The sequence below is a fragment of the Sphingomonas sp. SUN019 genome (genome assembly GCF_024758705.1).
Classification (GTDB): Bacteria; Pseudomonadota; Alphaproteobacteria; order Sphingomonadales; family Sphingomonadaceae; genus Sphingomonas.
Genome location: NZ_CP096971.1, coordinates 1,584,831 through 1,608,101, shown reverse-complemented (window position 1 = coordinate 1,608,101; position 23,271 = coordinate 1,584,831). Strand labels below are relative to the sequence as shown.

At 65.8% G+C, this 23,271-nt stretch carries 23 protein-coding genes; 8 read left to right on the top strand and 15 right to left on the bottom strand.

The features are described 5' to 3' along the window. Positions 1 to 20: 20 nt before the first annotated feature. The 5 genes from infB to rimP are packed head-to-tail and all read right to left on the bottom strand — an operon-like array spanning position 21 to position 5,961. Positions 21 to 2,807: a translation initiation factor IF-2 gene (infB, locus tag M0208_RS07850; RefSeq protein WP_258891156.1), complete on the bottom strand. Its 2,787-nt coding sequence runs from the start codon at positions 2,805 to 2,807 to the stop codon at positions 21 to 23. Continuing rightward, a complete protein-coding gene (locus M0208_RS07845) occupies positions 2,804 to 3,547 on the bottom strand; it encodes a DUF448 domain-containing protein (protein ID WP_258891155.1) in 744 nt (247 codons plus the stop codon). The genes infB and M0208_RS07845 overlap by 4 nt, the downstream gene beginning before the upstream one ends. Beyond that, on the bottom strand, positions 3,528 to 3,758 hold the full coding sequence (locus tag M0208_RS07840) for a 4-oxalocrotonate tautomerase family protein (RefSeq protein WP_258891154.1): 231 nt from the start codon (positions 3,756 to 3,758) through the stop codon (positions 3,528 to 3,530). Before M0208_RS07840 ends, M0208_RS07845 begins: the two co-directional genes overlap by 20 nt. Then, complete coding sequence (gene nusA, locus M0208_RS07835; protein ID WP_258893196.1) at positions 3,758 to 5,371, bottom strand: transcription termination factor NusA; 1,614 nt, start codon at positions 5,369 to 5,371, stop codon at positions 3,758 to 3,760. The genes M0208_RS07840 and nusA overlap by 1 nt, the downstream gene beginning before the upstream one ends. A gap of 2 nt (positions 5,372 to 5,373) precedes the next feature. After that, positions 5,374 to 5,961: a ribosome maturation protein RimP gene (rimP, locus tag M0208_RS07830; RefSeq protein WP_258891153.1), complete on the bottom strand. Its 588-nt coding sequence runs from the start codon at positions 5,959 to 5,961 to the stop codon at positions 5,374 to 5,376. A 223-nt stretch (positions 5,962 to 6,184) separates the two neighbouring features. On the opposite strand from rimP, the gene M0208_RS07825 reads away from it, so the two are divergent. Both M0208_RS07825 and M0208_RS07820 read left to right on the top strand, forming a co-directional pair. Then, complete coding sequence (locus M0208_RS07825) at positions 6,185 to 7,306, top strand: PQQ-dependent sugar dehydrogenase (protein ID WP_258893195.1); 1,122 nt, start codon at positions 6,185 to 6,187, stop codon at positions 7,304 to 7,306. Next, positions 7,303 to 8,490, top strand: a complete 1,188-nt coding sequence (locus M0208_RS07820; protein ID WP_258891152.1) for a PQQ-dependent sugar dehydrogenase — start codon at positions 7,303 to 7,305, stop codon at positions 8,488 to 8,490. Before M0208_RS07825 ends, M0208_RS07820 begins: the two co-directional genes overlap by 4 nt. Here M0208_RS07820 and M0208_RS07815 read toward each other — a convergent pair. Both M0208_RS07815 and M0208_RS07810 read right to left on the bottom strand, forming a co-directional pair. Further along, positions 8,487 to 8,870: a PaaI family thioesterase gene (locus M0208_RS07815; protein ID WP_258891151.1), complete on the bottom strand. Its 384-nt coding sequence runs from the start codon at positions 8,868 to 8,870 to the stop codon at positions 8,487 to 8,489. The genes M0208_RS07820 and M0208_RS07815 overlap by 4 nt on opposite strands. Next, positions 8,867 to 9,313: a PaaI family thioesterase gene (locus tag M0208_RS07810; RefSeq protein ID WP_258891150.1), complete on the bottom strand. Its 447-nt coding sequence runs from the start codon at positions 9,311 to 9,313 to the stop codon at positions 8,867 to 8,869. Before M0208_RS07810 ends, M0208_RS07815 begins: the two co-directional genes overlap by 4 nt. Positions 9,314 to 9,406: 93 nt before the next feature. On the opposite strand from M0208_RS07810, the gene M0208_RS07805 reads away from it, so the two are divergent. Together M0208_RS07805 and M0208_RS07800 are read left to right on the top strand one after the other, a co-directional pair. Continuing rightward, on the top strand, positions 9,407 to 10,189 hold the full coding sequence (locus M0208_RS07805; RefSeq protein ID WP_258891149.1) for a crotonase/enoyl-CoA hydratase family protein: 783 nt from the start codon (positions 9,407 to 9,409) through the stop codon (positions 10,187 to 10,189). Between the two features lie 73 nt (positions 10,190 to 10,262). Further along, positions 10,263 to 10,535 (top strand): CsbD family protein, encoded by a 273-nt coding sequence (locus M0208_RS07800; protein ID WP_258891148.1) that lies wholly within the window; start codon positions 10,263 to 10,265, stop codon positions 10,533 to 10,535. A gap of 21 nt (positions 10,536 to 10,556) precedes the next feature. Here M0208_RS07800 and M0208_RS07795 read toward each other — a convergent pair whose 3' ends face one another. The 3 genes from M0208_RS07795 to M0208_RS07785 form a co-directional block, all read right to left on the bottom strand. After that, positions 10,557 to 10,988, bottom strand: a complete 432-nt coding sequence (locus tag M0208_RS07795; protein WP_258891147.1) for a thioesterase family protein — start codon at positions 10,986 to 10,988, stop codon at positions 10,557 to 10,559. A 150-nt stretch (positions 10,989 to 11,138) separates the two neighbouring features. Next, positions 11,139 to 11,921 (bottom strand): SDR family NAD(P)-dependent oxidoreductase, encoded by a 783-nt coding sequence (locus M0208_RS07790; protein ID WP_258891146.1) that lies wholly within the window; start codon positions 11,919 to 11,921, stop codon positions 11,139 to 11,141. Between the two features lie 111 nt (positions 11,922 to 12,032). Further along, positions 12,033 to 13,214 (bottom strand): acetyl-CoA C-acetyltransferase, encoded by a 1,182-nt coding sequence (locus M0208_RS07785; RefSeq protein ID WP_258891145.1) that lies wholly within the window; start codon positions 13,212 to 13,214, stop codon positions 12,033 to 12,035. Positions 13,215 to 13,294: 80 nt separating this feature from the next. Between M0208_RS07785 and M0208_RS07780 the strand changes: the two genes are divergently transcribed. Beyond that, on the top strand, positions 13,295 to 13,957 hold the full coding sequence (locus M0208_RS07780; RefSeq protein ID WP_258891144.1) for a nitroreductase: 663 nt from the start codon (positions 13,295 to 13,297) through the stop codon (positions 13,955 to 13,957). Between the two features lie 127 nt (positions 13,958 to 14,084). Here the strand turns inward: M0208_RS07780 and M0208_RS07775 are convergent, their stop codons facing one another. After that, positions 14,085 to 15,479: a DEAD/DEAH box helicase gene (locus M0208_RS07775; RefSeq protein WP_258893194.1), complete on the bottom strand. Its 1,395-nt coding sequence runs from the start codon at positions 15,477 to 15,479 to the stop codon at positions 14,085 to 14,087. A gap of 295 nt (positions 15,480 to 15,774) precedes the next feature. Further along, positions 15,775 to 16,929, bottom strand: coding sequence for an acyl-CoA dehydrogenase family protein (locus tag M0208_RS07770; RefSeq protein WP_258891143.1), 1,155 nt, complete (start codon positions 16,927 to 16,929; stop codon positions 15,775 to 15,777). Positions 16,930 to 17,081: 152 nt separating this feature from the next. On the opposite strand from M0208_RS07770, the gene M0208_RS07765 reads away from it, so the two are divergent. Continuing rightward, entirely contained in the window at positions 17,082 to 18,104 is a 1,023-nt protein-coding gene (locus M0208_RS07765) for a fumarylacetoacetate hydrolase family protein (RefSeq protein ID WP_258891142.1), read from the top strand. Between the two features lie 90 nt (positions 18,105 to 18,194). Here the strand turns inward: M0208_RS07765 and M0208_RS07760 are convergent, their stop codons facing one another. Beyond that, the gene (locus M0208_RS07760; RefSeq protein ID WP_258891141.1) at positions 18,195 to 19,073 is read right to left on the bottom strand and encodes an ATP-grasp fold amidoligase family protein; all 879 of its coding nucleotides are present in this window, start codon (positions 19,071 to 19,073) and stop codon (positions 18,195 to 18,197) included. Between the two features lie 273 nt (positions 19,074 to 19,346). Continuing rightward, positions 19,347 to 19,703 (bottom strand): VOC family protein, encoded by a 357-nt coding sequence (locus M0208_RS07755; RefSeq protein ID WP_258891140.1) that lies wholly within the window; start codon positions 19,701 to 19,703, stop codon positions 19,347 to 19,349. A gap of 118 nt (positions 19,704 to 19,821) precedes the next feature. Between M0208_RS07755 and M0208_RS07750 the strand changes: the two genes are divergently transcribed. After that, positions 19,822 to 20,265: a hypothetical protein gene (locus tag M0208_RS07750; RefSeq protein ID WP_258891139.1), complete on the top strand. Its 444-nt coding sequence runs from the start codon at positions 19,822 to 19,824 to the stop codon at positions 20,263 to 20,265. A gap of 60 nt (positions 20,266 to 20,325) precedes the next feature. Beyond that, the gene (treF, locus tag M0208_RS07745) at positions 20,326 to 21,966 is read left to right on the top strand and encodes an alpha,alpha-trehalase TreF (RefSeq protein ID WP_258891138.1); all 1,641 of its coding nucleotides are present in this window, start codon (positions 20,326 to 20,328) and stop codon (positions 21,964 to 21,966) included. On the opposite strand, the gene M0208_RS07740 is transcribed toward treF, so the two are convergent. Then, a complete protein-coding gene (locus M0208_RS07740; protein WP_258891137.1) occupies positions 21,967 to 23,250 on the bottom strand; it encodes a cytochrome P450 in 1,284 nt (427 codons plus the stop codon). It lies immediately after the preceding gene. Between the last annotated feature and the right edge of the window lie 21 nt (positions 23,251 to 23,271).

Genomic DNA, 23,271 nt, shown 5'->3' with positions numbered 1-23,271 from the left:
CGCTGGCATGACGATTACAGTTACAACGTGCGTTCGCGCATCTCGACTTCGAACGTTTCGAGGAAGTCGCCCGGCTTGATGTCGACGAAGTTCTGCGTGAACGTCACGCCGCATTCCAGCCCGGCGCGAACTTCCGCCACGTCGTCCTTGAAACGGCGCAGCGAGGCGATTTCGCCCTGGTAGATGATGACGTCCGCCCGCGTGATGCGCGCCTTCAGCGCCTTGCGGATGACGCCCTCGGTGACCAGCAGACCGGCGGCCTTGCCATGCTTGCCGGCCGAGAAGACCTCGCGGATTTCGGCGCGGCCGACGACCGTTTCGAACGCCTCGGGGCCGAGCTCGCCCGCCATGCCGGCGCGGATCTCGTCGATCAGGTCGTAGATCACGTCATAGTACTTCAGCGCGACCTTGTGGCGTTCGGCGATCTCGCGCGCCTTTGCGTTGGCGCGCACGTTGAAGCCGATGATCGGCGCGCCCGATGCGCCTGCCAGCGTGACGTCGCTTTCGGTGATGCCGCCGACGCCCGAATGGAGCACGCGCGCCTTGATCAGGTCGGTGCTGATCTTGTTGATCGCACCGACGATCGCCTCGACCGTGCCCTGCGTATCCGCCTTCACGACCAGCGGATATTCGATCGCCTGCTTGTCCTTCAACGCGGAGAACATCGATTCCAGGCTGGCCGGGGCCGATGTCGTGCGCTTCTGCGTCAGCACGCTCTGGCGATATTCCGCCACTTCGCGCGCGCGGGCTTCGTTCTCTACCACCTGCAGCGGATCGCCCGCCGACGGTACGCCCGAAAGCCCCAGCACCTCGACCGGCATCGCTGGCCCTGCTTCCTTGATCTGCCGACCCTTGTCGTCGACCAGCGCACGGACCTTGCCGCTCTCCGCGCCGATGACGAACACATCGCCGACCCTGAGCGTGCCGCGGTTGACGAGCACGGTGGCGACCGGGCCGCGGCCCTTGTCCAGCTTCGCCTCGATCACGGTGCCTTCGGCGGCGCGATCCGGATTGGCCTTCAGTTCGAGCAGTTCGGCCTGCAGGTTGATCTTCTCGATCAGCGTGTCGAGCCCGAGCTTCTTCAGCGCGGAGACCTCGACGTCCTGCGTGTCGCCGCCCATCTCCTCGACGACCACCTCATGCTCCAGCAAACGCTCGCGCACGCGCTGGGCATTGGCGCCGTCCTTGTCGATCTTGTTGATCGCGACGATCATCGGGACGCCCGCAGCCTTGGTATGATTGATCGCTTCGATCGTCTGCGGCATCAGCCCGTCGTCGGCCGCGACCACCAGCACGACGATGTCGGTGATGTTCGCACCGCGTGCGCGCATGCCCGCAAACGCCTCATGCCCCGGCGTGTCGAGGAACGTGATTTGCGACTTGTCGGCCAGCGTCACCTGATACGCGCCGATATGCTGCGTGATCCCGCCCGCTTCGCCGCGCACCACGTCGGTGCCGCGCAACGCGTCGAGCAGGCTGGTCTTGCCGTGATCGACATGGCCCATGATCGTGACGACCGGCGCGCGCGGTTGCAGCGCCTCGTCGGTGTCCGCCTCTGTATCCAGCGCCAGATCGATGTCCGAATCGGACACGCGGACGATGTTGTGGCCGAATTCGGTGACCAGCAGTTCGGCCGTATCCTGATCGATGACTTGGTTCATCGTGACGGGCGAGCCCATCTTGAACAAAGTCTTGACCAGGTCCGCACCCTTTTCGGCCATGCGGTTAGCGAGTTCTTGGACGGTGATCGCTTCGGGCACCTGGACGTCGCGGACCTGCTTGACCTGCGCCTCGCGCGGGCCGCCGAAGTGGCGCTTTTCCTTTTCGCGCGCGCGCTTCAGCGCGGCGAGGCTGCGCGAGCGCGCGCCATCGTCGCCCAGCGCGCGGTTGACGGTCAGCTTGCCGCCGCGGCGTTCGTCACCCTTGCGGTCGCGCTGTTGCGGACGCGCGGGCGTTGCGTTGGCGCGCGGCGTCGCCTGACCGCTGGGCAGCGGGCGCGATCCACCAGACGATGCAGCGGTGCTGGCGGCTGCGGCCGGGGCCGCCTCGACTGGCTTGGGCTGAGGCCGCGGAATCTCGGGCCGGGGAACGGGCGAAAAACGGCGCGGCGCGGGCATCGACGGATCGCGCGCGAGTTCCACGACCGGCGCGGGCGCGGCGACAGGCTTGGCCGGGACGGGCGCGGGTTCGGGTGCTGCGGCGACGGCGACGGGCGCTGCCTCGATTACGGGCGCAGCGACGGGTGCATCGGTGACCGGCTCCGGCGCGGCGGCCGGGGCGACGGGGCGGAAACCGCCCTGGCGCGGACCGGTCGTCTGCACGGTGATCGGATCGGGCGCAGGCGTTGCGGCGACCGGTTCGGGTGCGAGTGCCGGAGCCGCAGGTGCATCCGCCTCGGTGCGCTTGTCTTCGGCGCGACGCTTGTCTTCCTCGACGGCGCGGTGGCGATCGGCTTCCTCACGGCGACGCGCGTCTTCCAGCGCATGCATCCGCTGTTCTTCGGCTTCGCGCAGCAGCTTGGTCTGGCGTTCCTGAGCGGACAGCTGCGAATCAGCGGCGGCGCGCTGCGGCGACGGCTGCGGGGCGGGGGCGGGCGGCGGTGCGACCGGTTCGGGCGCAACGACGGGCGCAGCCTCTGGCACGGTCCCTTGCGGGCCGAGTACGCGGCGCCGCTTCACTTCGACCACCACCGTGTTCGAACGGCCGTGGCTGAAGCTCTGCTTCACCTTGCCGGTCTCGACCGTGCGCTTCAGCCCCAATGGCGCGCGCATTCCGAGTTTCGGCTTGTCGTTGTCGGTCTCGCTCACTCAAATTCCTCGTGCGTCGTCACGGCCGGTTCAATCATCGGCGATTGCCCGGAAAGTCCGGGCGCCGATGCGCCTTGCGAGGCCGTTTCGCAAGGCACAGAGTTCAGGTCAGGGCCGATAAAATGCCGCCACCGATCGAGCGCTTCGCCCAATCGCGCGGCCGCCAAGCGGTCGATAACGCCGATATGTACCACATTCTCGCGGCCCAGCGCCAACGACAATATGGTGCGACCGGCGGGCAACGCCAACCCCCGAAGATCGGAGCCTTGCGTATCGGAGCCGACTCGCCACGCCTGCGCCAGTTTGCGCGCGCCGTCCTCGGCCGCATCGGCGGCGTGATACAGTGCGTGAAGCTGGCCCGAGCGCGCGGCGTCGGCGATCTTGTCCGAACCCGTCAGGACAGTGCCCGATCGCGCCTCGAGACCCAGCCGGTCGAGCGCGTTGCGGGTCAGCGCGGCGGTGATCAGGTCGGGCAAATCGGCGGGAATCGCGAAATCCCCGGTCTTGAACGCACGCGACAGCGCGCCCTTCAGCTTGCCCTTGGCGAGCGCGGTTTCCAGTTTCGCACGCGTGACGCCGATCCACGCGCCACGGCCGGGCGCCTTGGCGCGCACGTCGGGCAATACCTGACCATCGGGCGACAGCGCCAGCCGGACCAGCGCCGCGGGGGAGGCGCGGTCGCGGGTCAGGATGCAGGATCGGGTAGGTCCGTCTAGGGTCTCATCGGGGGAGGTCCGCATGAGCGTCCTCCCGCGTTTTAGGGGCGTCGCGGTCGGCGATCAATTGGCCGCCGGCGCCGTAATTCTCGGTCGACACTTCCTCGATCACGATCTGCACCGCAGCCGGGTTCTTGCCCAGCCGCGCGACCAGCGAGGACGTGACGTCGGCCACGATCCCCGCCTTCTGCTCCTTCGAAGTGGTCCCTGAAATCCTGATCGAGACGAACGGCATCAGGCTTCTTCGCCCTCCGCAGCCGCATCGGCCGTGGCCGGTTCATCTTCGAACCAATGCGCTCGCGCGGCCATGATGATCTCGTTGCCCTGTTCTTCGGAGAGGCCGTATTCCTGCAGCACGCCGCCCTTGTGCTCGGGGCGCTTGGGGGCGTCCTCGTTGCGGCGGCGCGGTTCGACGCGCTTCTTCTCGATCAACTCGTCGGTCGCCAGGTCGGCGAGGTCGTCGAGCGTCTTGATGTTCGCCTTGCCGAGCGTCACCAGCATCGCTTCGGTGATGTACGGCAGTTCGGCCAGCGCATCCTCGACGCCGAGCGCGGTGCGCTCCTCGCGGTTCTTCTGCTCCTTGCGATCGAGCGCCTCCTGCGCGCGGCTCTGCAATTCCTGCGCGAGGTCTTCGTCGAAGCCCTCGATCCCGGCCAGCTCGTCGAGCTCGACATAAGCGACCTCTTCCAGCGCACCGAAGCCTTCGGCGACCAGCAGCTGCGCCAGGGTCTCATCGACGTCCAGCTCGCCCTGGAACAATTCGGTGCGCTCGGTGAATTCCTTCTGCCGCTTGTCGCTCGCATCCTGCTCGGTGAGGATGTCGATCGCCTTGCCGGTCAACTGGCTGGCGAGGCGCACGTTCTGCCCGCGGCGGCCGATCGCCAGCGAAAGCTGATCGTCGGGGACGACGACTTCGATCCGATCCTCTTCCTCGTCGATCACGACGCGGCTGACGTTGGCGGGCTGCAGCGCGTTGACGACGAAGGTCGCGGTGTCTTCGGACCACGGGATGATGTCGATCTTCTCGCCCTGCATTTCCTGCACGACGGCCTGCACGCGGCTGCCCTTCATGCCGACGCACGCGCCGACCGGATCGATGCTGCTGTCATGCGAGATGACGCCGATCTTGGCGCGCGAACCCGGATCGCGCGCGGCCGCCTTGATCTCGATGATGCCGTCGTAGATTTCGGGCACTTCCTGCGCGAACAATTTCTTCATGAAATCGGGGTGCGCGCGGGACAGGAAGATCTGCGGCCCGCGGTTTTCGCGCACGACCTTCAGGATCAGCGAACGGATGCGGTCGTTGACGCGGACGACTTCGCGCGGGATCTGCGCGTCGCGGCGGATGACGCCCTCGGCTCTCCCTAAGTCGACGACGACATGGCCGAATTCGACGCGCTTGACGACGCCGGTGATGATCTCGCTCGCGCGGTCCTTGAACTCTTCATACTGGCGCTCGCGCTCGGCGTCGCGGACCTTCTGGAAGATCGTCTGCTTCGCCGCCTGCGCCTGGATGCGGCCGAATTCGATCGGGGGCAGCGGATCGACGAGATAGTCGCCGACGACCGCGCCCGCCTGCAGCTTCTGTGCGCCCTTCAGGTCTACCTGCTTGTAGAGATCGTCGACTTCCTCGACCACTTCTACGACGCGCCACAAACGGAGATCGCCGTTCGACGGGTCGAGCTTCGCGCGAATGTCCATTTCTTGACCGTAACGCGTGCGCGCGGCGCGCTGGATCGCATCCTCCATCGCTTCGATCACGATCGCGCGATCGATCATCTTTTCGGTCGCGACCGAATTGGCGATCGCGATCAGTTCCGCGCGATTGGCGGTAACGCCGGTGGCCACCATTATTTCAGTTCCTCTGCTTCGACGTGCCCTTCGGATTCCGGGAACGCCTCGTCTTCAAATTCTTCTTCGTCCGCGCCTTCTGTCGAAAGCGGGGCGGTCGCGGCGAGCAGGCGGTCGGTCATCACCAATTTGGCGTCCGCCACCTGCGAAAAGTCGATCGTCATCGGCTTGTGCTTGTTCACGTCGACCGTGATCGCGCTGCCGTCGACGCCCGCCAGATTGCCCGAAAGCTGCTTGCGGTCCTCGATCGGTTCGACCAGCCGGATACGCGCCTCATGACCTTCCCAATCGGCGAAATCCTTGAGGCGCGTCAGCGGGCGGTCGATGCCGGGGCTCGACACTTCGAGGCGATACGCCACGTCGATCGGGTCGCGACCGTCGGCCTCCAGCGCGTCGAACACGTCGGAAATGCGGCGCGACAGGTTTGCGCAATCGTCGATCGTCAACTGCCGCGTATCGGGGCGTTCGGCCATCACCTGCAACGTCGGATCGGACTTCCCGCCCTGCATCCGCACGCGCACGAGATCGAAACCGAGCGCGCGCGTTTCGGGTTCGATCAGGCGGGTGAGATTTGCGATGTCGGTCAAGCAAGTATCCGGGCATGAGTTGTTGCCGCCGCGGAGTGGAACCCCGCGACCTCTTCACCGTGACGATGTAGAGATAGCGAGGTGTATGTAACCCGGGCGGGCGCGTTCCACAAGCCTTGTCCGTCCGGCAACGGTGCGCAACACTTCGTCGCGCGCTTCGGCGGAACAACTCCGGCATGACGGCGGTATTTGTCATGACCTCAATCGATTGGGAACGCCCGTGATCCGACCCGCCCTGTTCGCCGCCAGCCTCCTCGCCGCCACCGCCTGCACCGCGCAGGGGACGCAGCCCGCCGCGACCGGCGGCGCAAAACCGTTCGCCGAAACCGTCGTCGCCGATTTGGATTCGCCGTGGGCGATGACGTTCCTGCCCGACCGCACGATGCTGGTGACCGAGAAGGAGGGGCAGCTGCTCCACGTCTCGGCCGACGGAAAGAAAGTGCGGACGATCACGACGCTGCCGGTTGATTCGGCCGGGCAGGGCGGATTGATGGACGTCGTCCTTGCGCCCGATTTCGCGACCTCGAAGCGCGTCTATCTAAGCTATTCGGCGGCAGGGCCGGGCGGCAAGGGCGTGGTGCTGGCACGAGGTACTTTGTCTGGCGCTGCGGGGGCGGAGACGCTCGGCGGGATCGAAACCCTGTTCCGCGCGACGCCGTTCGTCGAGGGCAACGGCCATTATTCGGGCCGCATCGCATTTTCGCCCGACGGGAAGTATCTGTTCTTCACCAACGGCGAGCGGCAGAAGTTCGATCCTGCGCAGGATCCCAAGGCGACGCTGGGCAAGTTGCTGCGGCTGACCCCCGACGGCAGGCCCGCGCCGGGCAACCCGCTCGCCGCACAGGGTTTCCGGCCTGAGGTGTGGAGCTACGGTCACCGCAACCTATTGGGCATCGCGTTCGATGCGCAGGGCAATCTGTGGGAACAGGAGATGGGGCCGAAGGGCGGCGACGAGGTCAACCTGATCGTCGCAGGCAAGAATTACGGATATCCCAAGGCGTCGAACGGCAGCCATTACGACGGTCGCGACATTCCCGATCACAAGCCCGGCGACGGGTTCGAAGCACCGAAGGTCTCATGGAATCCGGTGATCTCGCCCGGCGGACTGATGATCTATTCGGGCGGCCTGTTCCCGGCGTGGAAGGGTGACGCGTTCATCGGTGGATTGTCGTCGAAGGCGCTGATACGCGTGGATATTGCCGGAACCAATGCGACGAAGGGTGACCAGTTCGACATGGGCGCGCGTATTCGAGAGGTGGAGCAGGGGCCGGAGGGCGCGATCTATCTGTTGGAAGACGGCGGCGATTCGCAGGGGCGGTTGATTAAACTGACGCCGCGGGGATGAGGCGCGCTTGGGGCCTTGTCTTTGCGTCGATGATCGCGCTTTCGGGCTGCGGCGGTGACGACGGCGGCATGACGCCCGGCCCCGCGCCGACACCAACGCCATCACCGACCCCCGCGCCGACACCCAGCCCCTCGCCAACGCCGTCCCCGACACCCACGCCGAGCACGACCAGTGTCACGCGGACTTCTGTGGCGTTTTTCCAGAATCCTTGGGCGATGGTCTTCCTGCCCGACGGCCGCCTGCTGGTGACGGAGCGACCGGGGCGACTCAGGATCGTGACGACCGTGGGCGTGGCCTCGGCCGCGGTAACCGGCGTGCCGAGCGTCGTCGCGGTCGGTCAGGGTGGTTTGCTCGATGTGGCGCTCGACCCCGCTTACGCTAGCAACCGCCGCGTCTATCTCAGCTATGCCGAGGCCGGGACCGGCGGCACCGGGCTGGCCGTCGCGCGCGGCGAGTTGACGCTGGACGCGGGCGGCGGGCGACTGGACGCGGTGCAGGTGATCTGGCGGCAGACGCCCAAGCTGAACGACGACCGTCACTTTGGCGGACGGATGGCCTTTTCGCCCGACGGAAAATTGTTCATCACCGCAGGCGAACGGCATCAGGGCGCGCCGGCGCAGGATCTGACCGGCACCTTGGGCAAGATCGTCCGTATCAATCCCGACGGGTCGATCCCGACCGACGGTCCGGTCGTGGCGACCGCGGGTGCACGATCGGAGATATGGACGCTCGGCCATCGCAATCCCTACGGCCTCGTCTTCGCGCAGGACGGGCGCCTGTTCCAGAACGAGATGGGGCCGACCGGCGGCGACGAATTCAACCTGATCACGCGCGGCGCAAACTATGGCTGGCGCATCGTGTCGGAGGGCGACGATGGACAGGTGTTACCGCGGCATTCCACCCGACCCGACTTCGCCGCGCCGCTGGTAAGCTGGACCCCTGTGATCGCGCCGGGCGGGATGATCCAGTATCGCGGCACGCGGTTCGTGGGCTGGAATGGCGATTTCCTGCTGGCCGGGTTGGGATCGCAGGGCCTCGTCCGCGTACGCGTCACCGGCTCGACCGCTGCCGAAGTCGCGCGCATCCCGCTCGGCGCACGAATCCGTGAGGTCGAGGAGGGGCCGGACGGCACGATCTGGGTGCTGGAAGACGGCGGCAATCTGGTCCGCGTCGATCCGAATTAATCCCGCACGATGAGATAGTTCATCCGCGCCGCGGCGATCGGTTTCGCGCGGTCGTCCTGCCACGCGAAGGCCTCGACATTGGCGACGCGCGTGCCGAGCCGGGTGATCGTTCCCGCGGCGCGCGTCGGGCGGTCGCGCCCGCCGCGCATGAAATCGATCGTGACGTTGATCGGCTTGATCCGTCCGCCGCCTTCTTCGGCCAGAGCATGTTGAAGCGCGGCGATGGCGGCGACTTCCAGCAGCCCCGATATCGCGCCGCCCTGGAGGAAGCCCGGCCGACCCATCACGGCCTCGGCGAATGGCATCAGCAGGACAGGCGTGCCATCCTCGGCGCGTTCGACGGTCGCGCCGAGGAGGTCGGCGTAGGGTGGCAGCTTCACGGCGTCACCTTCGGATATTGGCCGCTAGGGACCATGAAGGTCGCGGCGACGTGCGCGATCGGATCGTCCGGGTCGCCGTCATGCGCCAGCCCACGCGTGAACGCGATCGATCGCGTGACGCGCAGGCACTCCGCGCGGCCGATCACGGTACGGCCGGGTGTCGCGGGCCGAAGGTAGTCGATCCGCAGGTCTAGCGTGGCGTGCGGTGCAAATCCCTTCAGCCGCACCCACACCGCCAGGCTGGTCGCCATATCCATCAACGCGATGATCGGCCCCGACGCGATCACGCCGCTGTCGGCGTCGCCGATCTGTTCTTCGTTGTACGGCAGCGCCAGCTCGATCCAGTCGTCGCCGCGTGCGTGATAGGTTATGCCCAGCCGCCCGCCGTGGCCGCCGAACATCACGTCCCCGCCGCCCGCGCGCAATTTCGTCACGTCGATCATCGCCGCGGCTCTACACGTCCGTCGCTGCGGCGCAACATTGCCCGACCCGGCGCGGCGCGTTAGCGATAGATGCAAAGCACTTGGGAGAGAGCCATGAACGATCGCGTCAGCATCACCGTAGCGGACGGCATCGCCGACGTCCGCCTGATCCGCGCCGACAAGATGAACGCGCTCGATCCGGCGATGTTTGCCGGAATCGTCGATGCGATCGATCGGCTTGGCGGCATGAAGGACGTGCGCGTCGCGGTGCTTTCCGGCGAAGGGCGGGCGTTCTGCGCCGGGCTGGACATGGCGTCGATGGCGGGCGGGGGATCGGGCAACGATCTCGGCGCGCGCAGCCACGGCGACGCGAACACCGCGCAGCAGGTCGCATGGGGCTGGCGCAAACTCCCGATGCCGGTGATCGCGGCGGTGCACGGCGTCGCGATGGGCGGCGGGTTCCAACTGATGTCGGGGGCGGACATCCGTATCGCGCACCCCGCGACGCGGATGTCGATCCGCGAGACCTATTGGGGGCTGGTGCCCGACATGGCGGGCGTCGCCTTGTGGCGGACGCTAGCGCGCGATGACTTGCTGCGCGAACTGACCTACACCGCGCGGGAGTTTTCGGGCGAGGAGGCGCTGGGCTACGGCCTCGTCACGCGGCTGTCGGACGATCCGCGCGCGGCGGCGCTGGCGCTGGCGGCCGAGATCGCGGGGCGCAACCCGCACGCCATCAAAGCATCGAAGCGCCTGTTCAACCTCGCCGCCGACGCCGACGCCACCACCGTGCTGCGCGCCGAGAGCGACGAACAGATCGCGCTGATGCTATCGCCCAATCAGGTCGAGGCGGTGCGCGCGGCGATGGAGAAGCGTGCGCCCGCATTCGTCGATTGATCGCAACGCTGCACGGCACAAAAGCCGTGCTGGATAGTTACGCCGCGGTATCAATCAACGAAGGACCAATCCGATGACCGATTACGCAACCGGCGCGACCAACTCCACGGTCGGCAGCATCAAGGAAACCGTTGGTGCTGCGACCGGCGACCGTTCGCTGCAGGCAGGCGGCGTGGTCGATCAGATCAAGGGCGCGGTGCAGAAGGGGCTGGCCCCCGGCGTCGATGGCCAGCCCGAGGTGGTCGGCAAGGCCAAGCAGTTCGCCAAGGACCGCCCGTGGGCGACCGCGGCGCTGGTCGGCGTCGTCGGCATGGCGATCCTGAATACGCTGCGCGGCAAGCGTTGAGCTTTACGGGTGCGCGATGGCTCAGCCCTCGCGCACCCGCAATTCCTCCAGCCGGTGACGAAACGCCGTCGGCAACGGCTCTCCCGGTGACGACGTCATCACGATCACCGTGTCACAGGTCGCGATGATCTTGCCTGACTGAAACATCGCGGCCAGGATTTCCCAGCTGCGATTGCCGATCGCGCCGATTCCGGTCGCGATCTCAACATCCTCGGGATAGCTGCCCTCCGCGATGTAGTTGATCGTGCTCTGCGCGACGACGCCGCGGAACCCGCGTTCGCGGTTCATCGATCCCATCCGCTGATTGAACCGCACCCGCGCATTCTCGAACAAGGCCGCGAAGGCGACGTTGTTGAGATGCCCCATCGGATCGAGATCCTGGAAGCGCGTCTGCATCGTTTCGGTCGTCGGGTACGATGCGGGCAGAAGACGCCAGGGGGCGGGGCGGGGCATGAGGTAAATCCTACCAAACGTCATCCCCGCGAAAGCGGGGACCCATCACCGGAACGCGCAATACACCGGCGCGTGGAGTCTGCGGCGACCGCGGGTTATGGGTCCCCGCTTTCGCGGGGATGACACATCAATTTGCGTGCAAGCGCGGTATCAGCGCGGCGCCATCCGGATCGCGCCGTCCAGCCGCACGTCCTCGCCATTGAAATAGCCGTTCTCGACCATCAGCAATGCCAGCGCGGCATATTCCTCCGGATTGCCGAGCCGCTTCGGGAACGGGACCGACGCCGACAGCGCGTCCTTCACCGGCTGCGGCGCGGCGGCCAGCAATGGCGTGTTGAAGATGCCGGGCAGGATTGTGTTGACGCGGATGTTCTCGCCCATCAGGTCGCGCGCGATCGGCAGCGTCATGCCGACGACGCCGCCCTTCGACGCGGAATACGCCGCCTGGCCGATCTGCCCGTCCTCCGCCGCAACGCTGGCGGTATTGACGATCGCGCCACGGTCGCCGTCCTCGGTCGGCTCCAGCGTCATCATGCCCGCCGCCGATTTGGCGATGCAGCGGAACGTGCCGACCAGGTTGATCTGGATGAGCCAGTTGAACGCATCGAGCGGGAAATGCTTGATGCTGCCATCTTCCTTGCTGCGGCTCGCGGTCTTGATCGCATTGCCGGTGCCCGCGCAGTTGATCAGGATGCGTTCCTGACCGTTAGCGGCGCGCGCCTTTGCGAAGCCCGCATCGACCGATGCGTCCTCGGTAACGTTCACCTTGCAGAACACGCCGCCGATCTCGCCCGCGACCTTCTCGCCCTTTTCCTCCTGCAGGTCGAAGATCGCGACCTTCACGCCCTTGGAGGCGAGCAGCCGCGCGGTGGCTTCGCCGAGGCCCGATGCGCCGCCGGTGACGACCGCGGAAATGGTATTGTCGAGTTTCATGTCAGATGTCCCCTCAAATAAACCGTCACCCCAGCGAAAGCTGGGGTCTCAAGCCGCAAAGCGTGCGCTCGCGGCACGAGGCCCCAGCCTTCGCTGGGGCGACGCGGCGGCTCAGGCCGCCGCGTCGCAATTTTCGATGATGGTCACGTTTGCGACACCGCCGCCCTCGCACATCGTCTGCAGCCCGTACTTCCCGCCACGACGACGCAATTCGTGAACCAAAGTCGCCATCAGCTTCGTGCCGCTCGCACCCAGCGGGTGCCCCAGCGCGATCGCGCCGCCGTTGACGTTCAGCTTGTCCGGGTTCGCGCCGGTGTGCTTCAGCCACGCCATCGGGACGGACGCGAAGGCTTCGTTCACCTCATACAGGTCGATATCGTCGATCGTCAGGCCCGCGCGCTTCAGCGCCTTGTCGGTCGCGAACAAAGGTTCTTCCAGCATCACAACGGGGTCGCCTGCAGTCACGGTCAGCGTCTTGATCTTCGCCAGCGGCTTGAGATTGTATTTCTTCAGCGCTTCCTCGCTGACGATCAGCACCGCCGATGCGCCGTCGCAAATCTGGCTGGACGAGGCCGCGGTCAGCACGCCGGTCTCGCTCAGCTTCTTCACGCCCGCCATGCCCTCGGCCGACGCGTCAAAGCGGATGCCTTCGTCGCTGGTGTGCTGTTCGGCACCCTTGGGCGTGTCGATGTCGAGCGGCACGATCTCGTCGGCGAATTTCCCCGCCTGCGTTGCGGCGACCGCCTTGCGGTGGCTCCCGAGCGAATAGTCGTCGAGCTGTTCGCGGGTGAAGCCGTATTTCTTGGCGATCATCTCGGCACCCATGAACTGGTTGAAGTTGATCCCCGGATACTTCTCCTCCAACCCAGGCGACTTGTTCTTGCCGAGCCCGGCGTCGTAGAACAGCTTGTAGGTCGACCCCATCGGCACGCGCGTCATGCTTTCCACGCCCGCCGCGATCACCACGTCCTGCGTGCCCGACATCACCGCCTGCGCGGCGAACTGGATCGCCTGTTGCGACGATCCGCACTGGCGATCGATCGTCACCGCGGGCACGCTTTCAGGCAGTTTCGACGCCAGCACTGCGTTGCGGCCGACCTGCCCGGCCTGTTCGCCGCCCTGGCTGACACAGCCCATCACGACGTCCTCGATCGCTTCGGGCGGGATGCCGCTGCGTTCGACGATCGCATCGAGCACCTTCGCGCCGAGATCGACCGGGTGCCAGGCGGCGAGCTTTCCGCCGCGGCGGCCGCCGGCGGTGCGCACCGCGGCGACGATATAGGCTTCGGGCATCTTCCGACTCTCCATAACAGATGTTATCCCGGCATCCTGTTACGCAAAACGCCGGGTTCGGCAAGAGGGTGGAGAGACGGATGGATGTCAGTGAAGCGGTGCGTGAACGGCGCTCGGTGCGCGGGTTCCTCGACACGCCGGTGGACGTGGTGGTGCTGAAGGAACTGGCGCTGAAATCGGCGCGTGCGGCGACCGGCGGCAACATCCAGCCGTGGCACGTCGACATCGTGACGGGCGCGAAGATGGACGAACTGAAGGCAATCATGCGCGGCAAGCTGGAGCGGCGCGAGAAAGAAGAGCCGGGCTACCAGATCTATCCGCTCGAAATGTCCGACACGATCAAGGGCCGGATCTTCGGCGTCGGGGAGGAATTGTACGGCCACTTGGGCATCCCGCGCGAGGATAAGCGCGCCCGCGCCGCATGGTTCGCGCGCAACTTCCAGTTCTTCGGCGCCCCCGCGGCCTATTTCGTCACGGTCGACCGCCGGATGGGGCCGCCGCAATGGTCCGATCTGGGAATGTACCTGCAGAATCTGATGCTGCTGGCGGTGGAGGCGGGGTTGGCGACGTGTCCGCAGGAATGCTGGGCGGTCTATCCGAATACGATCGAGGCATTTCTGGGGACGCCGCCCGAACGGATGCTGTTCTGCGGCGTTGCGATCGGGGTGGAGGATCGCGAAGACCTCGCCAACCGGACGCGCGCGAAACGCGCGCCGGAGCAGGAATGGCTGAGCGTCCTGTAACCCAAATCCTCCCCTGCAAGGGGAGGTGGCGCGTAGCGCCGGAGGGGTGTCGACCTCTCGATAGCGCGACACCCCTCCGTCAGGCTTCGCCTGCCACCTCCCCTTGCAGGGGAGGATCGTAGAAGGCTTACCGCCCCGCGGATGCGCCGCCGGGACGACCCTGACCACCGCGGCTGCGGCCGCCACCGCCGTGGCCCCCGCCGCCGCCCTGACCGCCACCGCCGCCACGACGGCTGGCGTTGGCATACTGCCGCCCACCGCTCGTCGCCTGCGGCGAATGCGATGCACGCGGACGCGCAGGTCCGCGCTGCTGACGCGGACGATCCTCGCGCGGGGCGGGATCGGCGCCGATCGCCTTCACGCGCGTCGCCTTGATCGCGTCGGCACGACGCATGAAGTCGTCGGGCAGCGCCTCGACCGGCACCTTCTGGCGCGTGGTCTTCTCGATATCGCGCAGGTACGGCTTCTCGTCGTCGGCGCAGAAGGCGATCGCGATGCCGCTGGCCCCGGCGCGCGCCGTCCGCCCGATGCGGTGGACGTATTGCTCGGCGACGTTCGGCAGTTCGAAGTTGATGACGTGACTGACGCCCGACACGTCGATGCCGCGCGCGGCGATGTCGGTCGCGACCAGGATCGTCACCTCGCCCGACTTGAACGCGGCCAGCGCGCGCTCACGCTGCGGCTGGCTCTTGTTGCCGTGGATCGCGTTCGCGGCGATGCCGTTGCCCGCCAGCAGCTTCACGACGCGGTCCGCGCCATGCTTGGTGCGGGTGAAGACCAGCGCGCGCTCGACCTCGTTATCCTGCAGCACCATCGTGAGCAGCGCCTGCTTTTCCGACTGGTTGCAGAAGATCACCTGCTGGTCGACGCGCTCGGCGGTGGTCGCTGCGGGCTTGATCGAGACGGTCGCGGGCTCATGCAGGAACTGCGACGCCAATTCGCGGATCGCGACCGGCATGGTGGCGGAGAAGAACAAGGTCTGACGCTTGCGCGGGACCATCCGCACGATCTTCTTCAGCGCGTGGATGAAGCCCAAGTCCATCATCTGGTCGGCTTCGTCGAGCACAAGGATCTCGACCATCGACAGGTTCAGGAAACCCTGTTCGACGCAATCGATCAGCCGGCCCGGCGTGGCGACCAGCACGTCGACGCCGTGACGTACGTCGTTGCGATTCTTGTTGATGCTGGTCCCGCCGAACACGGTCGCGACCGACAGTTTCGAGAACTGGCCATAGCCGCGCGCGCTTTCCGCGATCTGGCTGGCGAGTTCGCGCGTGGGGGCCAGCACGAGCATCCGGCAATGCGTCGGCAGGACGCGCTTGCCCTGTTCGGCCATGCGCTGGATCGACGGCAGCACGAACGCGGCGGTCTTGCCGGTGCCGGTCTGCGCGATGCCAAGCAGATCGCGACCCTCCAGCAACAGCGGGATGCTGTCCTTCTGGATCGGGGTAGGTGTTTCATAGCCCTTGGCGGCGAGCGCGCGGACCAGAGGTTCGGCCAGGCCGAGTTGTGCGAAAGACATGAAATTGGAATCCGAATAGATGCCGGGCACGCGCGCCAACGACACACGAACGGCGGGGGAATATGACACCCCGCGTGATAGGGAAGCCCGTGGAATCGACCGAGGCGGAGCCGGGGCTGTTACACCCGATCACGCTGCATACGCCTCGATGAAGCGGCGTTTGCATGGTGCGATGCAAAAAGTCAAGGCGTTGCGGGGACAGGCCGACTGCCGGATCGGGTTGTCGCCGTCCGCCGTCTGGCCTTGGCGCTCGCTCAAGCGATCGGCGCGGGCGTAGCCGCGCCTTCGCCTGCGACTACAGCTTCCTCGCGATAACCTCCTTCATGATCTCGTTCGTGCCCCCGTAAATCCGGCTGACCCGCGCCCCGCGCCATGCGCGCGCGATCGGATATTCGTTCATGTAGCCGGCACCGCCGTGGAGCTGGAGGCATTTGTCCATCACCTCCCATTGCAGGTCGGTGTGCCACAGCTTCGCCGCGGCCCCCTCCTCGTTGGTCAACTCGCCCGCCAGATGGCGCTTGATCGCCCAGTCGAGATGCGCCCAGCCCACCTGCAGCTTCGCCTTCAGATCAGCGAGCACGAACTTGGTGTTCTGGAAATCGAACACGGTGCCTTTGAACGCTTTCCGGTCCTTGGTGAATTCGACCGTCTCGTCGAACGCCTTCTGCGCCGACGCCTGCACGCCGACCGCGATCGACAGCCGTTCCTGCGGCAACTGGCTCATCAGATAGATAAAGCCCATGCCCTCTTCGCCCAGGCAATTGGTGATCGGCACGCGGACGTCCTCGAAGAACAATTCCGACGTATCGGCCGAATCCTGCCCGATCTTGTCGAGCTTGCGCCCCTTCTTGAACCCCTCCCGGTCGCTTTCGACCAGGATGATCGACATGCCCTTATACGCCGGTTGCGCGGTCGGATCGGTCTTCGCCACGACCAGCGTCAGATCGGTGTTCTGGCCGTTCGTGATATAGGTCTTGCTGCCGTTCAGGACGTAGTGATTGCCGTCTTTCTTCGCGGTGGTGCGGATCGATTGCAGGTCGCTGCCCGTGCCCGGCTCGGTCATCGCGATCGCGGTGACGATCTCGCCCGAGACCATCTTGGGAAGCCACTCCTTCTTCTGCTCCTCGCTGCCGTAATGCTCGACATAGCCGGCGACGATGTCCGACTGGAGCGAGAAGCCCGCGGGGACGCCCGCATAGGCCATTTCCTCGTTGACGATCGCATTGTAGCCGAAATCGAGCCCCAGCCCGCCATACTCCTCGGGCGCGGTCGGGCACAGCATCCCGATCTCGCCCGCCGCGCGCCAGAACGACTTCGGCACCAGCCGGTCCTTCTCCCACTGGTCGACGTGCGGCACGCCGTCCTTCATCAGGAAGCTGCGCACGGTCTGGCGGAACGCCTCGTGATCCTCGTTATAGGCGAAGCGGCCGGGCAGCGTGTCGAGCGACATGGATATATCCTGTTGATGTTTCGTCCGCTTGTCGCGGGCGGGCCGCAGAGGGTCAAGTAACTTTTGTTATGGCCGCGCCGGTCCCCTACGCGACGCCTTCCGCGCACGCGATCACAGGTCTAGGGTCGGTGCAGGACAAAGAGAGGAAGCGCATGAAACTGGCCAGCCTGAAACAGGCCGATCCAAAACGGGGGCGCGACGGCAAGCTCGTCGTGGTGTCGGACGATCTGGCGTGGTGCGCCGATGCGAGCCATATCGCGCCCACATTGCAGGCCGCGCTGGACGATTGGGCCAATATCGCCCCCGCGCTGGAAAATCTCGCGACCGATCTGGCGCATGAGATGATTCCGATGCGCCGCTTCCACGAACGCGACGCCGCCGCGCCGCTGCCGCGCGCGTATCAATGGGCCGACGGATCGGCCTACGTGAACCATGTCGCGCTGGTGCGTCAGGCGCGCTCGGCGGAGATGCCCGACAGCTTCTGGCATGACCCGTTAATGTATCAGGGCGGATCGGACGGGTTCCTGGGGCCGCGCGACGACATTCCGCTGGCTGATGAGGCCTGGGGCTGCGACCTAGAGGCGGAGGTAGTGGTCGTCACCGGCGACGTTCCGATGGGCGCGAAGCGCGAACAGGCGCTGGATGCGATTTTGCTCGTCGGCCTGACCAACGACGTGTCCCTGCGCAACCTGATCCCCGGCGAACTGGGCAAGGGCTTCGGCTTTTTCCAGTCCAAACCCGCCAGCGCGATGTCGCCGGTGTTCGTCACGCCCGAAAGTCTGGGCGACTGGTGGAAGGACGGAAAGCTCCACCGCAAGCTGATGGTCGACCTGAACGGCCAGCCGTTTGGCCGCGCCGAGGCGGGCGAGGACATGACGTTCGACTTCGGTACGCTGATCGCGCACGCCGCGAAGACGCGCAAACTCGGCGCAGGCACGATCATCGGCTCCGGCACCGTTTCGAACCGCGACGCCGACGGCGGCCCCGGCAAGCCGATCGCCGACGGCGGCGTCGGCTATTCCTGCCTGGCGGAGGTCCGCACGATCGAAACGATCAACACCGGCGCGCCCGTGACGCCCTTCCTGAAGGCGGGCGACACGGTGCGAATCTGGGCGGAGGATGACCGGCATCATCCGATCTTCGGGGTGATCGAACAGACCGTGGCGAGGATGTGAGGCGGTCTCTAGGCCGACCCCGCGCAAAATGGGGATGACCGCTGTCGGTGGAAATCGGCGTTTTCGGTTATTACGAGGCGCGATCGTTACTTACGCTCGTGCTGCCGCATTGATTTTGCTTCCGATAGCGGTTTGACACGCCGCGAGGGCCGTTGTCTCGAGCCATAACCGGCCCATTTCACCGTCGAGTTCCGGCGGGTCAAAGACGTCCAGCCCTGATCCAGGATAAAAACTGATTTCGCCGAAAAGTGGCTGGTCACTCGGTTGGTAAAAATCAACTCGTGCAAAACTGAAGCCTTCCGCCAGATGTTCGGCTGCGGCCGCCATTGCCAGGAGGGCCGTTGGTCGGCGCACCGATGGCGCGTTGTTCGCGATCGCGCGCCAATTCATATCGTGCATCACCCAGCGATGGTTGCGTTCGCGACCGAGGTGAACCTGAACGTGCGTCGCCTGCCCGCCAAACACGTAGATCTTGTAGTCGATCGGCAGATCGGAGCCGTTCCCGATCATGGGCTCGATCAGCAGCCCCCGCGGAATGTGGGCGTAGAGCCACTCGTCCAGCCACCAACCATAATCGCGGGTCATCCATCTCGCGGACGAAAAGCGCGCGGCGCTCCAGTCTGACGGCCCGTGACGGACGAATACGTTTTGATTGCAGCCATGGCGCGATTTGACGACCACCGGACATTCCCACGGAAAATGCCTAGGTAGCAAATCCCCCGACCATAGCATCGGGATGACCCATTCGCGTCCCAATTGAGCGGCCACAACCGATTTGACCGCTACCTTGTCGGCCATCGCGGGCATTCGGGGGTCGCGATCACGCAATTTGCGAAGCTGGACCAGCTCGGTGAATAGCGTGGGATTTGCCAGATTGGGCAGGCGATTGTGCCGCCAGAGATATGTCAGAGCTACACGCAAACGTGCACTCTGATCGCCGGGGCGGTCGTTTTGCGGAAAGAAATTCATCCCGGCCAACCATGTTACGAACTACATTGTTCCACCTGCGAACCGAGCGCAACAGCGTACTTCAGCCTCTATCGTTGATGACCGCAAACGGGCGTTGCGAAAGCGCTGAGCGCACGGCTTTCCTACAGACCGGCACTCGTATTACTTCCCGCAGGACAACCAAATGTCGCGCCTTTCACATCGTCGGCCAACGTGACGCGAAGGGCGCGTTTCGTCTGAACTTGTGTGAACTTTGACCTCGCCCGACCCGCTTTCATGCCGTCTTGACGGCCATCAATCCATAACCCGCCCGATCCGCACCAGCACCCCGCTCGGATCGCTGACTGCAAACTCATATGTGCCCCACGGCTTCAAATGCGGGGATCCCGGTTCGATGATCAGGTCGCGCACGCGGTCGGCCACCGCATCGACATCGTCGACGTACAAATACAACCCGAACGGATTGTCCTCCACATTCGCAGGCCAGCCGTCGACGCGGGTCAGGTGCAGGTGCCAGCCGCGGCCGTCGGACAGGATGCGGTAGTGGCCGTAGTCGCTGTCGACGCTGAAGCCGAGCCGCCGATAAAAGGCTTCGCTCGCGTCGAGATCGCCGCTCGGCACGATCGCGACCGTCATATGCGCATGCGTCATCATCGCCTCCGTCCATCGGTACGCGCATCATCCCCCGAATGACCGGTTCGCCCGCGCCTCGAACCGCGATTATGCGCGGTGTCGGCGTCGCGCGCCACCGACTCCGGGAGAATGACCGATGCGCCCGATCCTGATCGTCGCCCCGCTCGCCGCCGTCCTCGCAGCTATCCCGATCGCCGCCCCCGCCGCGATGACGCCGCGGGGCAAGGCGATTGCGGTCGCCTGCGCCGGACCGGTCGTGACCGAGGGCCGCGCGATCGCCAGGGCCGATGGGCTGAAACATGGCCAGCACCCCAAGGCGTGCTTCGGAAAGATGCAGATCTACGACGGCCCGGATTCGCAGTTCGTCGTGACGGCCCCGTCCGCCGCCTGTCGCGGCGGTCAGGCGATCGACGTCTACGGCCGGTCGCGCGCCGGATCATGGTATAGCTATTTCGAGAAACCGGTGTGCGGCGCGTCGCTGTCGATCGGGCCGAAGGATCCGTGGGGCGACTGGATGCTGACGGTCGACGGCAGGCATTACGACAGCAAGGGCGCCTATTACGTGCCGGTCGATTATTGATCTGCGCACCACCGGAAACCGCGCTTTCCTACAGACGGCGACCTGTGCTTTGGTGCGGCGATGACCGAGAATGCGCCTTTCGCCGATCCTGTCCGCATCGATGACGGCGTGGGGCGTGCCGGAAAAACGCGCCAGCGTCTCAACATTCTCAACATTCGTTTTCTGCAATCGTTCGCGGTGCTCGCGCTGGCCGGGTGTGCGACCGTCCCCGCGACGCCGCCGGTCGCGTCCGCGGCGCAGGTCGCGACGCCCGCCGACACCTACGGCGCATTGTTTGCGGCGGTGCAGGAGCGGCGTATCTTTCCCGACGGCAAGACCTTCGTCGACGCGACGCCGCGTCGCCCGGTCGCAGCGATCATGCGCGATTACGCCGCGGGGGATTTCGCGACTGATGACGCCTTGCGGGCGTTCGTGCTCGTCAATTTCGACGTGCCGTCCGACCGCGCCGCCCCCGCGGACGCCGCCCGCCCTCCGCTCGCCGAGCATATCCGAGTGCTCTGGCCGCAACTGACGCGTCCGCCGGTGCAGCCCGGCCCCGGTTCGACCGCGCTTCCCCTGCCGCGGTCGTTCGTCGTGCCGGGCGGACGGTTTCGCGAGATTTATTACTGGGACAGCTATTTCACGATGCTCGGCCTGCGCGCGGACGGGCAGGATGCGCTGATCGAGGGGATGATCGACGATTTCGTATCGCTGGTCGAACGCTACGGCCATGTCCCGAACGGCGCGCGGACCTATTATCTCAGCCGTTCGCAGCCGCCGTTCCTGTACCTGATGATGGGTCTGTCGCGCGCCACGGACCCTGCGGTGAAGGCGCGGCGGCTGACGGCGCTGCGGCGCGAACACGCGTACTGGACCACGCCGGAACGCAGCATCATTACCCCCGACGGGGCCGAACTCCAGCACTACTGGGATGCGCGCGAGACGCCGCGCGACGAATCCTGGCGCGAGGATGTCGAGACCGCGAAGGCGAGCGGACGGCCGCTGCCCGAGGTCTATCGCCACCTGCGCGCGGGCGCGGAAAGCGGCTGGGATTATTCCTCGCGTTGGCTGGCCGACGGGCGAACGCTGACGACGATCGACACGACCAATATCGTGCCGGTCGATCTCAACAGCCTGCTCTGGGGGCTGGAGCGCGCGATCGCCGACGGCTGTCGCGGGGCGGGCGATGCGGCGTGCGTCGACCGCTTTGCCGCGCTGGCCGCCACCCGCGGGCGCGCGATCGAGAACTGGCTGTGGGACGATGCGGGCGGGCGCTACGGCGACTGGGACATGAAGCGGCAGAAGGTGCGCCCTGGCATCACCGCGGCGACGGTCTATCCGCTGTTTGCCGGTCTTGCCCGGCCCGATCGCGCGGCCCGCGTCGCGACGACGATCGCGCGCGATTTGCTCGCTCCGAACGGCCTGCGCACGACGACGGTCGACACCGGGCAGCAATGGGACAAGCCCAACGGCTGGGCGCCGCTGCAATGGGTCGCCGCCGATGGCCTGCGGCGTTACGGCCGCGACGATCTGGCGCAGCAGATCGCGTCGCGCTTCGTCGCCACCGCCGAGCGCGAATATCGCGCGTCGGGCAAATTGCTCGAGAAATACGACGTCGAACGCAGCCGCGCGGGTAGCGGCGGGGAATATCCGACACAGGACGGCTTTGGCTGGACCAACGGCGTGATCCGCGCCTTTCAGGAGCGCTATGCGATTCGTTGACTAAGAACGAGCGCGGTAACGGATCGGCATCCGCTTCATGCCCGATACGAAGCTCGATCGTGTCCACGCCGGTTCGCCGGTCAGTTCGAACCCCTCGAACCGCGCGAACAATTCCTCGAACAGGATGCGAATTTCCATCTTGGCGAGATGCTGCCCCAGGCACAGATGCGGGCCGTAGCCGAACGCAAGATGCTTGCGCGCCTCCGCCCGGTCGACGCGAAAGGCGAAGGGATCGGCGAACACCGCTTCGTCTCGGTTCGCCGACGGATAGGCCATCACCAGCCCGTCGCCAGCCTTGATCTTCACCCCCGCCACCTCGGTGTCGCGGGCGGCAGTGCGGAAGAAATGCTTCACCGGCGACGACCAGCGGATGAATTCGTCGACCGCGTTCGGCAGCAGCGACGGATCGGCGCGCAGTTTCGCCATCTCGTCCGGGTTGCGGATCAGCTCCAGCATTCCCGCCGACGACGACGAACTGGTGGTGTCGTGTCCGGCCGCCGCGATGATGAGGTAATAGCTCATCGCCTCCAGATTGCGCATCGGCGATCCGTCGGTCAGCGTCGCATTCGCGATGATCGTCGATACGTCGTCGCGGGGATTGGTCTTGCGGTCGTCGGTGATCCGGTCGCACCAGGCGTTGAACTCCGCGATCGTCGCGAACAGCCCCCCGACGTTCTCGGGCCGCATCGTGTCGGGATCCTGCGCGCCAAACACCTCCTGCGTGATCTTCATCAGGAACTTCTCGTCCTCGGGCGGCGCACCGAGCGTCATCATGATGACCCGCAGCGGAAACCAGATCGCGACGTCGGCGGCGAAATCGCACTCGCCACCCAGCGCCGCCATATGGTCGACGCTCTGCCGCGCAAGCGTGCGGATCTGATCCTCCAGCCGCCGCATGTGCTTCGCCGAGAAATACCCCTGCGTCATGCTGCGAAAGTGCCGGTGGTCGGGATTGTCCATGCTGACCAGGTTGCGCGTCAGTTTGTCGCTGCCGCCGGTCATCGCCTTCACCCGTTCCTCGTCGGCGATCGACGACAGGGTCAGCCGCGGGTCGTTCAGGAACGTGTCGGTATCGAGCTCGACGCGGATGATGTCGGCGTGGCGCGCGACGGTCCAGAACGGGCGATATCCCGCGGGTTCGCACCAATAGACCGGGGCCTCATCCCGCAACGTCTTGAAGATCGCGTGATAGCGTTCCTCATGCGCATAGCTGTCCGGATCGACGATCGCGGCGTCGAATGCGGCCTTATCGGACGGGTCCGGGACGAGTGCTGCTGCGGCCATGACGCTCTCCTGTACGGGCAG

What these genes read in the sequence shown, in the direction of transcription:
- M0208_RS07845 (WP_258891155.1), bottom strand. Translation starts at nt 3,547, where the DNA reads ATGCGGACCTCCCCCGATGAGACCCTAGACGGACCTACCCGATCCTGC.
- M0208_RS07840 (WP_258891154.1), bottom strand. Translation starts at nt 3,758, where the DNA reads ATGCCGTTCGTCTCGATCAGGATTTCAGGGACCACTTCGAAGGAGCAG.
- M0208_RS07820 (WP_258891152.1), top strand. Translation starts at nt 7,303, where the DNA reads ATGAGGCGCGCTTGGGGCCTTGTCTTTGCGTCGATGATCGCGCTTTCG.
- M0208_RS07810 (WP_258891150.1), bottom strand. Translation starts at nt 9,313, where the DNA reads ATGATCGACGTGACGAAATTGCGCGCGGGCGGCGGGGACGTGATGTTC.
- M0208_RS07805 (WP_258891149.1), top strand. Translation starts at nt 9,407, where the DNA reads ATGAACGATCGCGTCAGCATCACCGTAGCGGACGGCATCGCCGACGTC.
- M0208_RS07800 (WP_258891148.1), top strand. Translation starts at nt 10,263, where the DNA reads ATGACCGATTACGCAACCGGCGCGACCAACTCCACGGTCGGCAGCATC.
- M0208_RS07795 (WP_258891147.1), bottom strand. Translation starts at nt 10,988, where the DNA reads ATGCCCCGCCCCGCCCCCTGGCGTCTTCTGCCCGCATCGTACCCGACG.
- M0208_RS07790 (WP_258891146.1), bottom strand. Translation starts at nt 11,921, where the DNA reads ATGAAACTCGACAATACCATTTCCGCGGTCGTCACCGGCGGCGCATCG.
- M0208_RS07785 (WP_258891145.1), bottom strand. Translation starts at nt 13,214, where the DNA reads ATGCCCGAAGCCTATATCGTCGCCGCGGTGCGCACCGCCGGCGGCCGC.
- M0208_RS07780 (WP_258891144.1), top strand. Translation starts at nt 13,295, where the DNA reads ATGGATGTCAGTGAAGCGGTGCGTGAACGGCGCTCGGTGCGCGGGTTC.
- M0208_RS07775 (WP_258893194.1), bottom strand. Translation starts at nt 15,479, where the DNA reads ATGTCTTTCGCACAACTCGGCCTGGCCGAACCTCTGGTCCGCGCGCTC.
- M0208_RS07770 (WP_258891143.1), bottom strand. Translation starts at nt 16,929, where the DNA reads ATGTCGCTCGACACGCTGCCCGGCCGCTTCGCCTATAACGAGGATCAC.
- M0208_RS07765 (WP_258891142.1), top strand. Translation starts at nt 17,082, where the DNA reads ATGAAACTGGCCAGCCTGAAACAGGCCGATCCAAAACGGGGGCGCGAC.
- M0208_RS07760 (WP_258891141.1), bottom strand. Translation starts at nt 19,073, where the DNA reads ATGAATTTCTTTCCGCAAAACGACCGCCCCGGCGATCAGAGTGCACGT.
- M0208_RS07755 (WP_258891140.1), bottom strand. Translation starts at nt 19,703, where the DNA reads ATGACGCATGCGCATATGACGGTCGCGATCGTGCCGAGCGGCGATCTC.
- M0208_RS07750 (WP_258891139.1), top strand. Translation starts at nt 19,822, where the DNA reads ATGCGCCCGATCCTGATCGTCGCCCCGCTCGCCGCCGTCCTCGCAGCT.
- treF (WP_258891138.1), top strand. Translation starts at nt 20,326, where the DNA reads ATGACCGAGAATGCGCCTTTCGCCGATCCTGTCCGCATCGATGACGGC.
- M0208_RS07740 (WP_258891137.1), bottom strand. Translation starts at nt 23,250, where the DNA reads ATGGCCGCAGCAGCACTCGTCCCGGACCCGTCCGATAAGGCCGCATTC.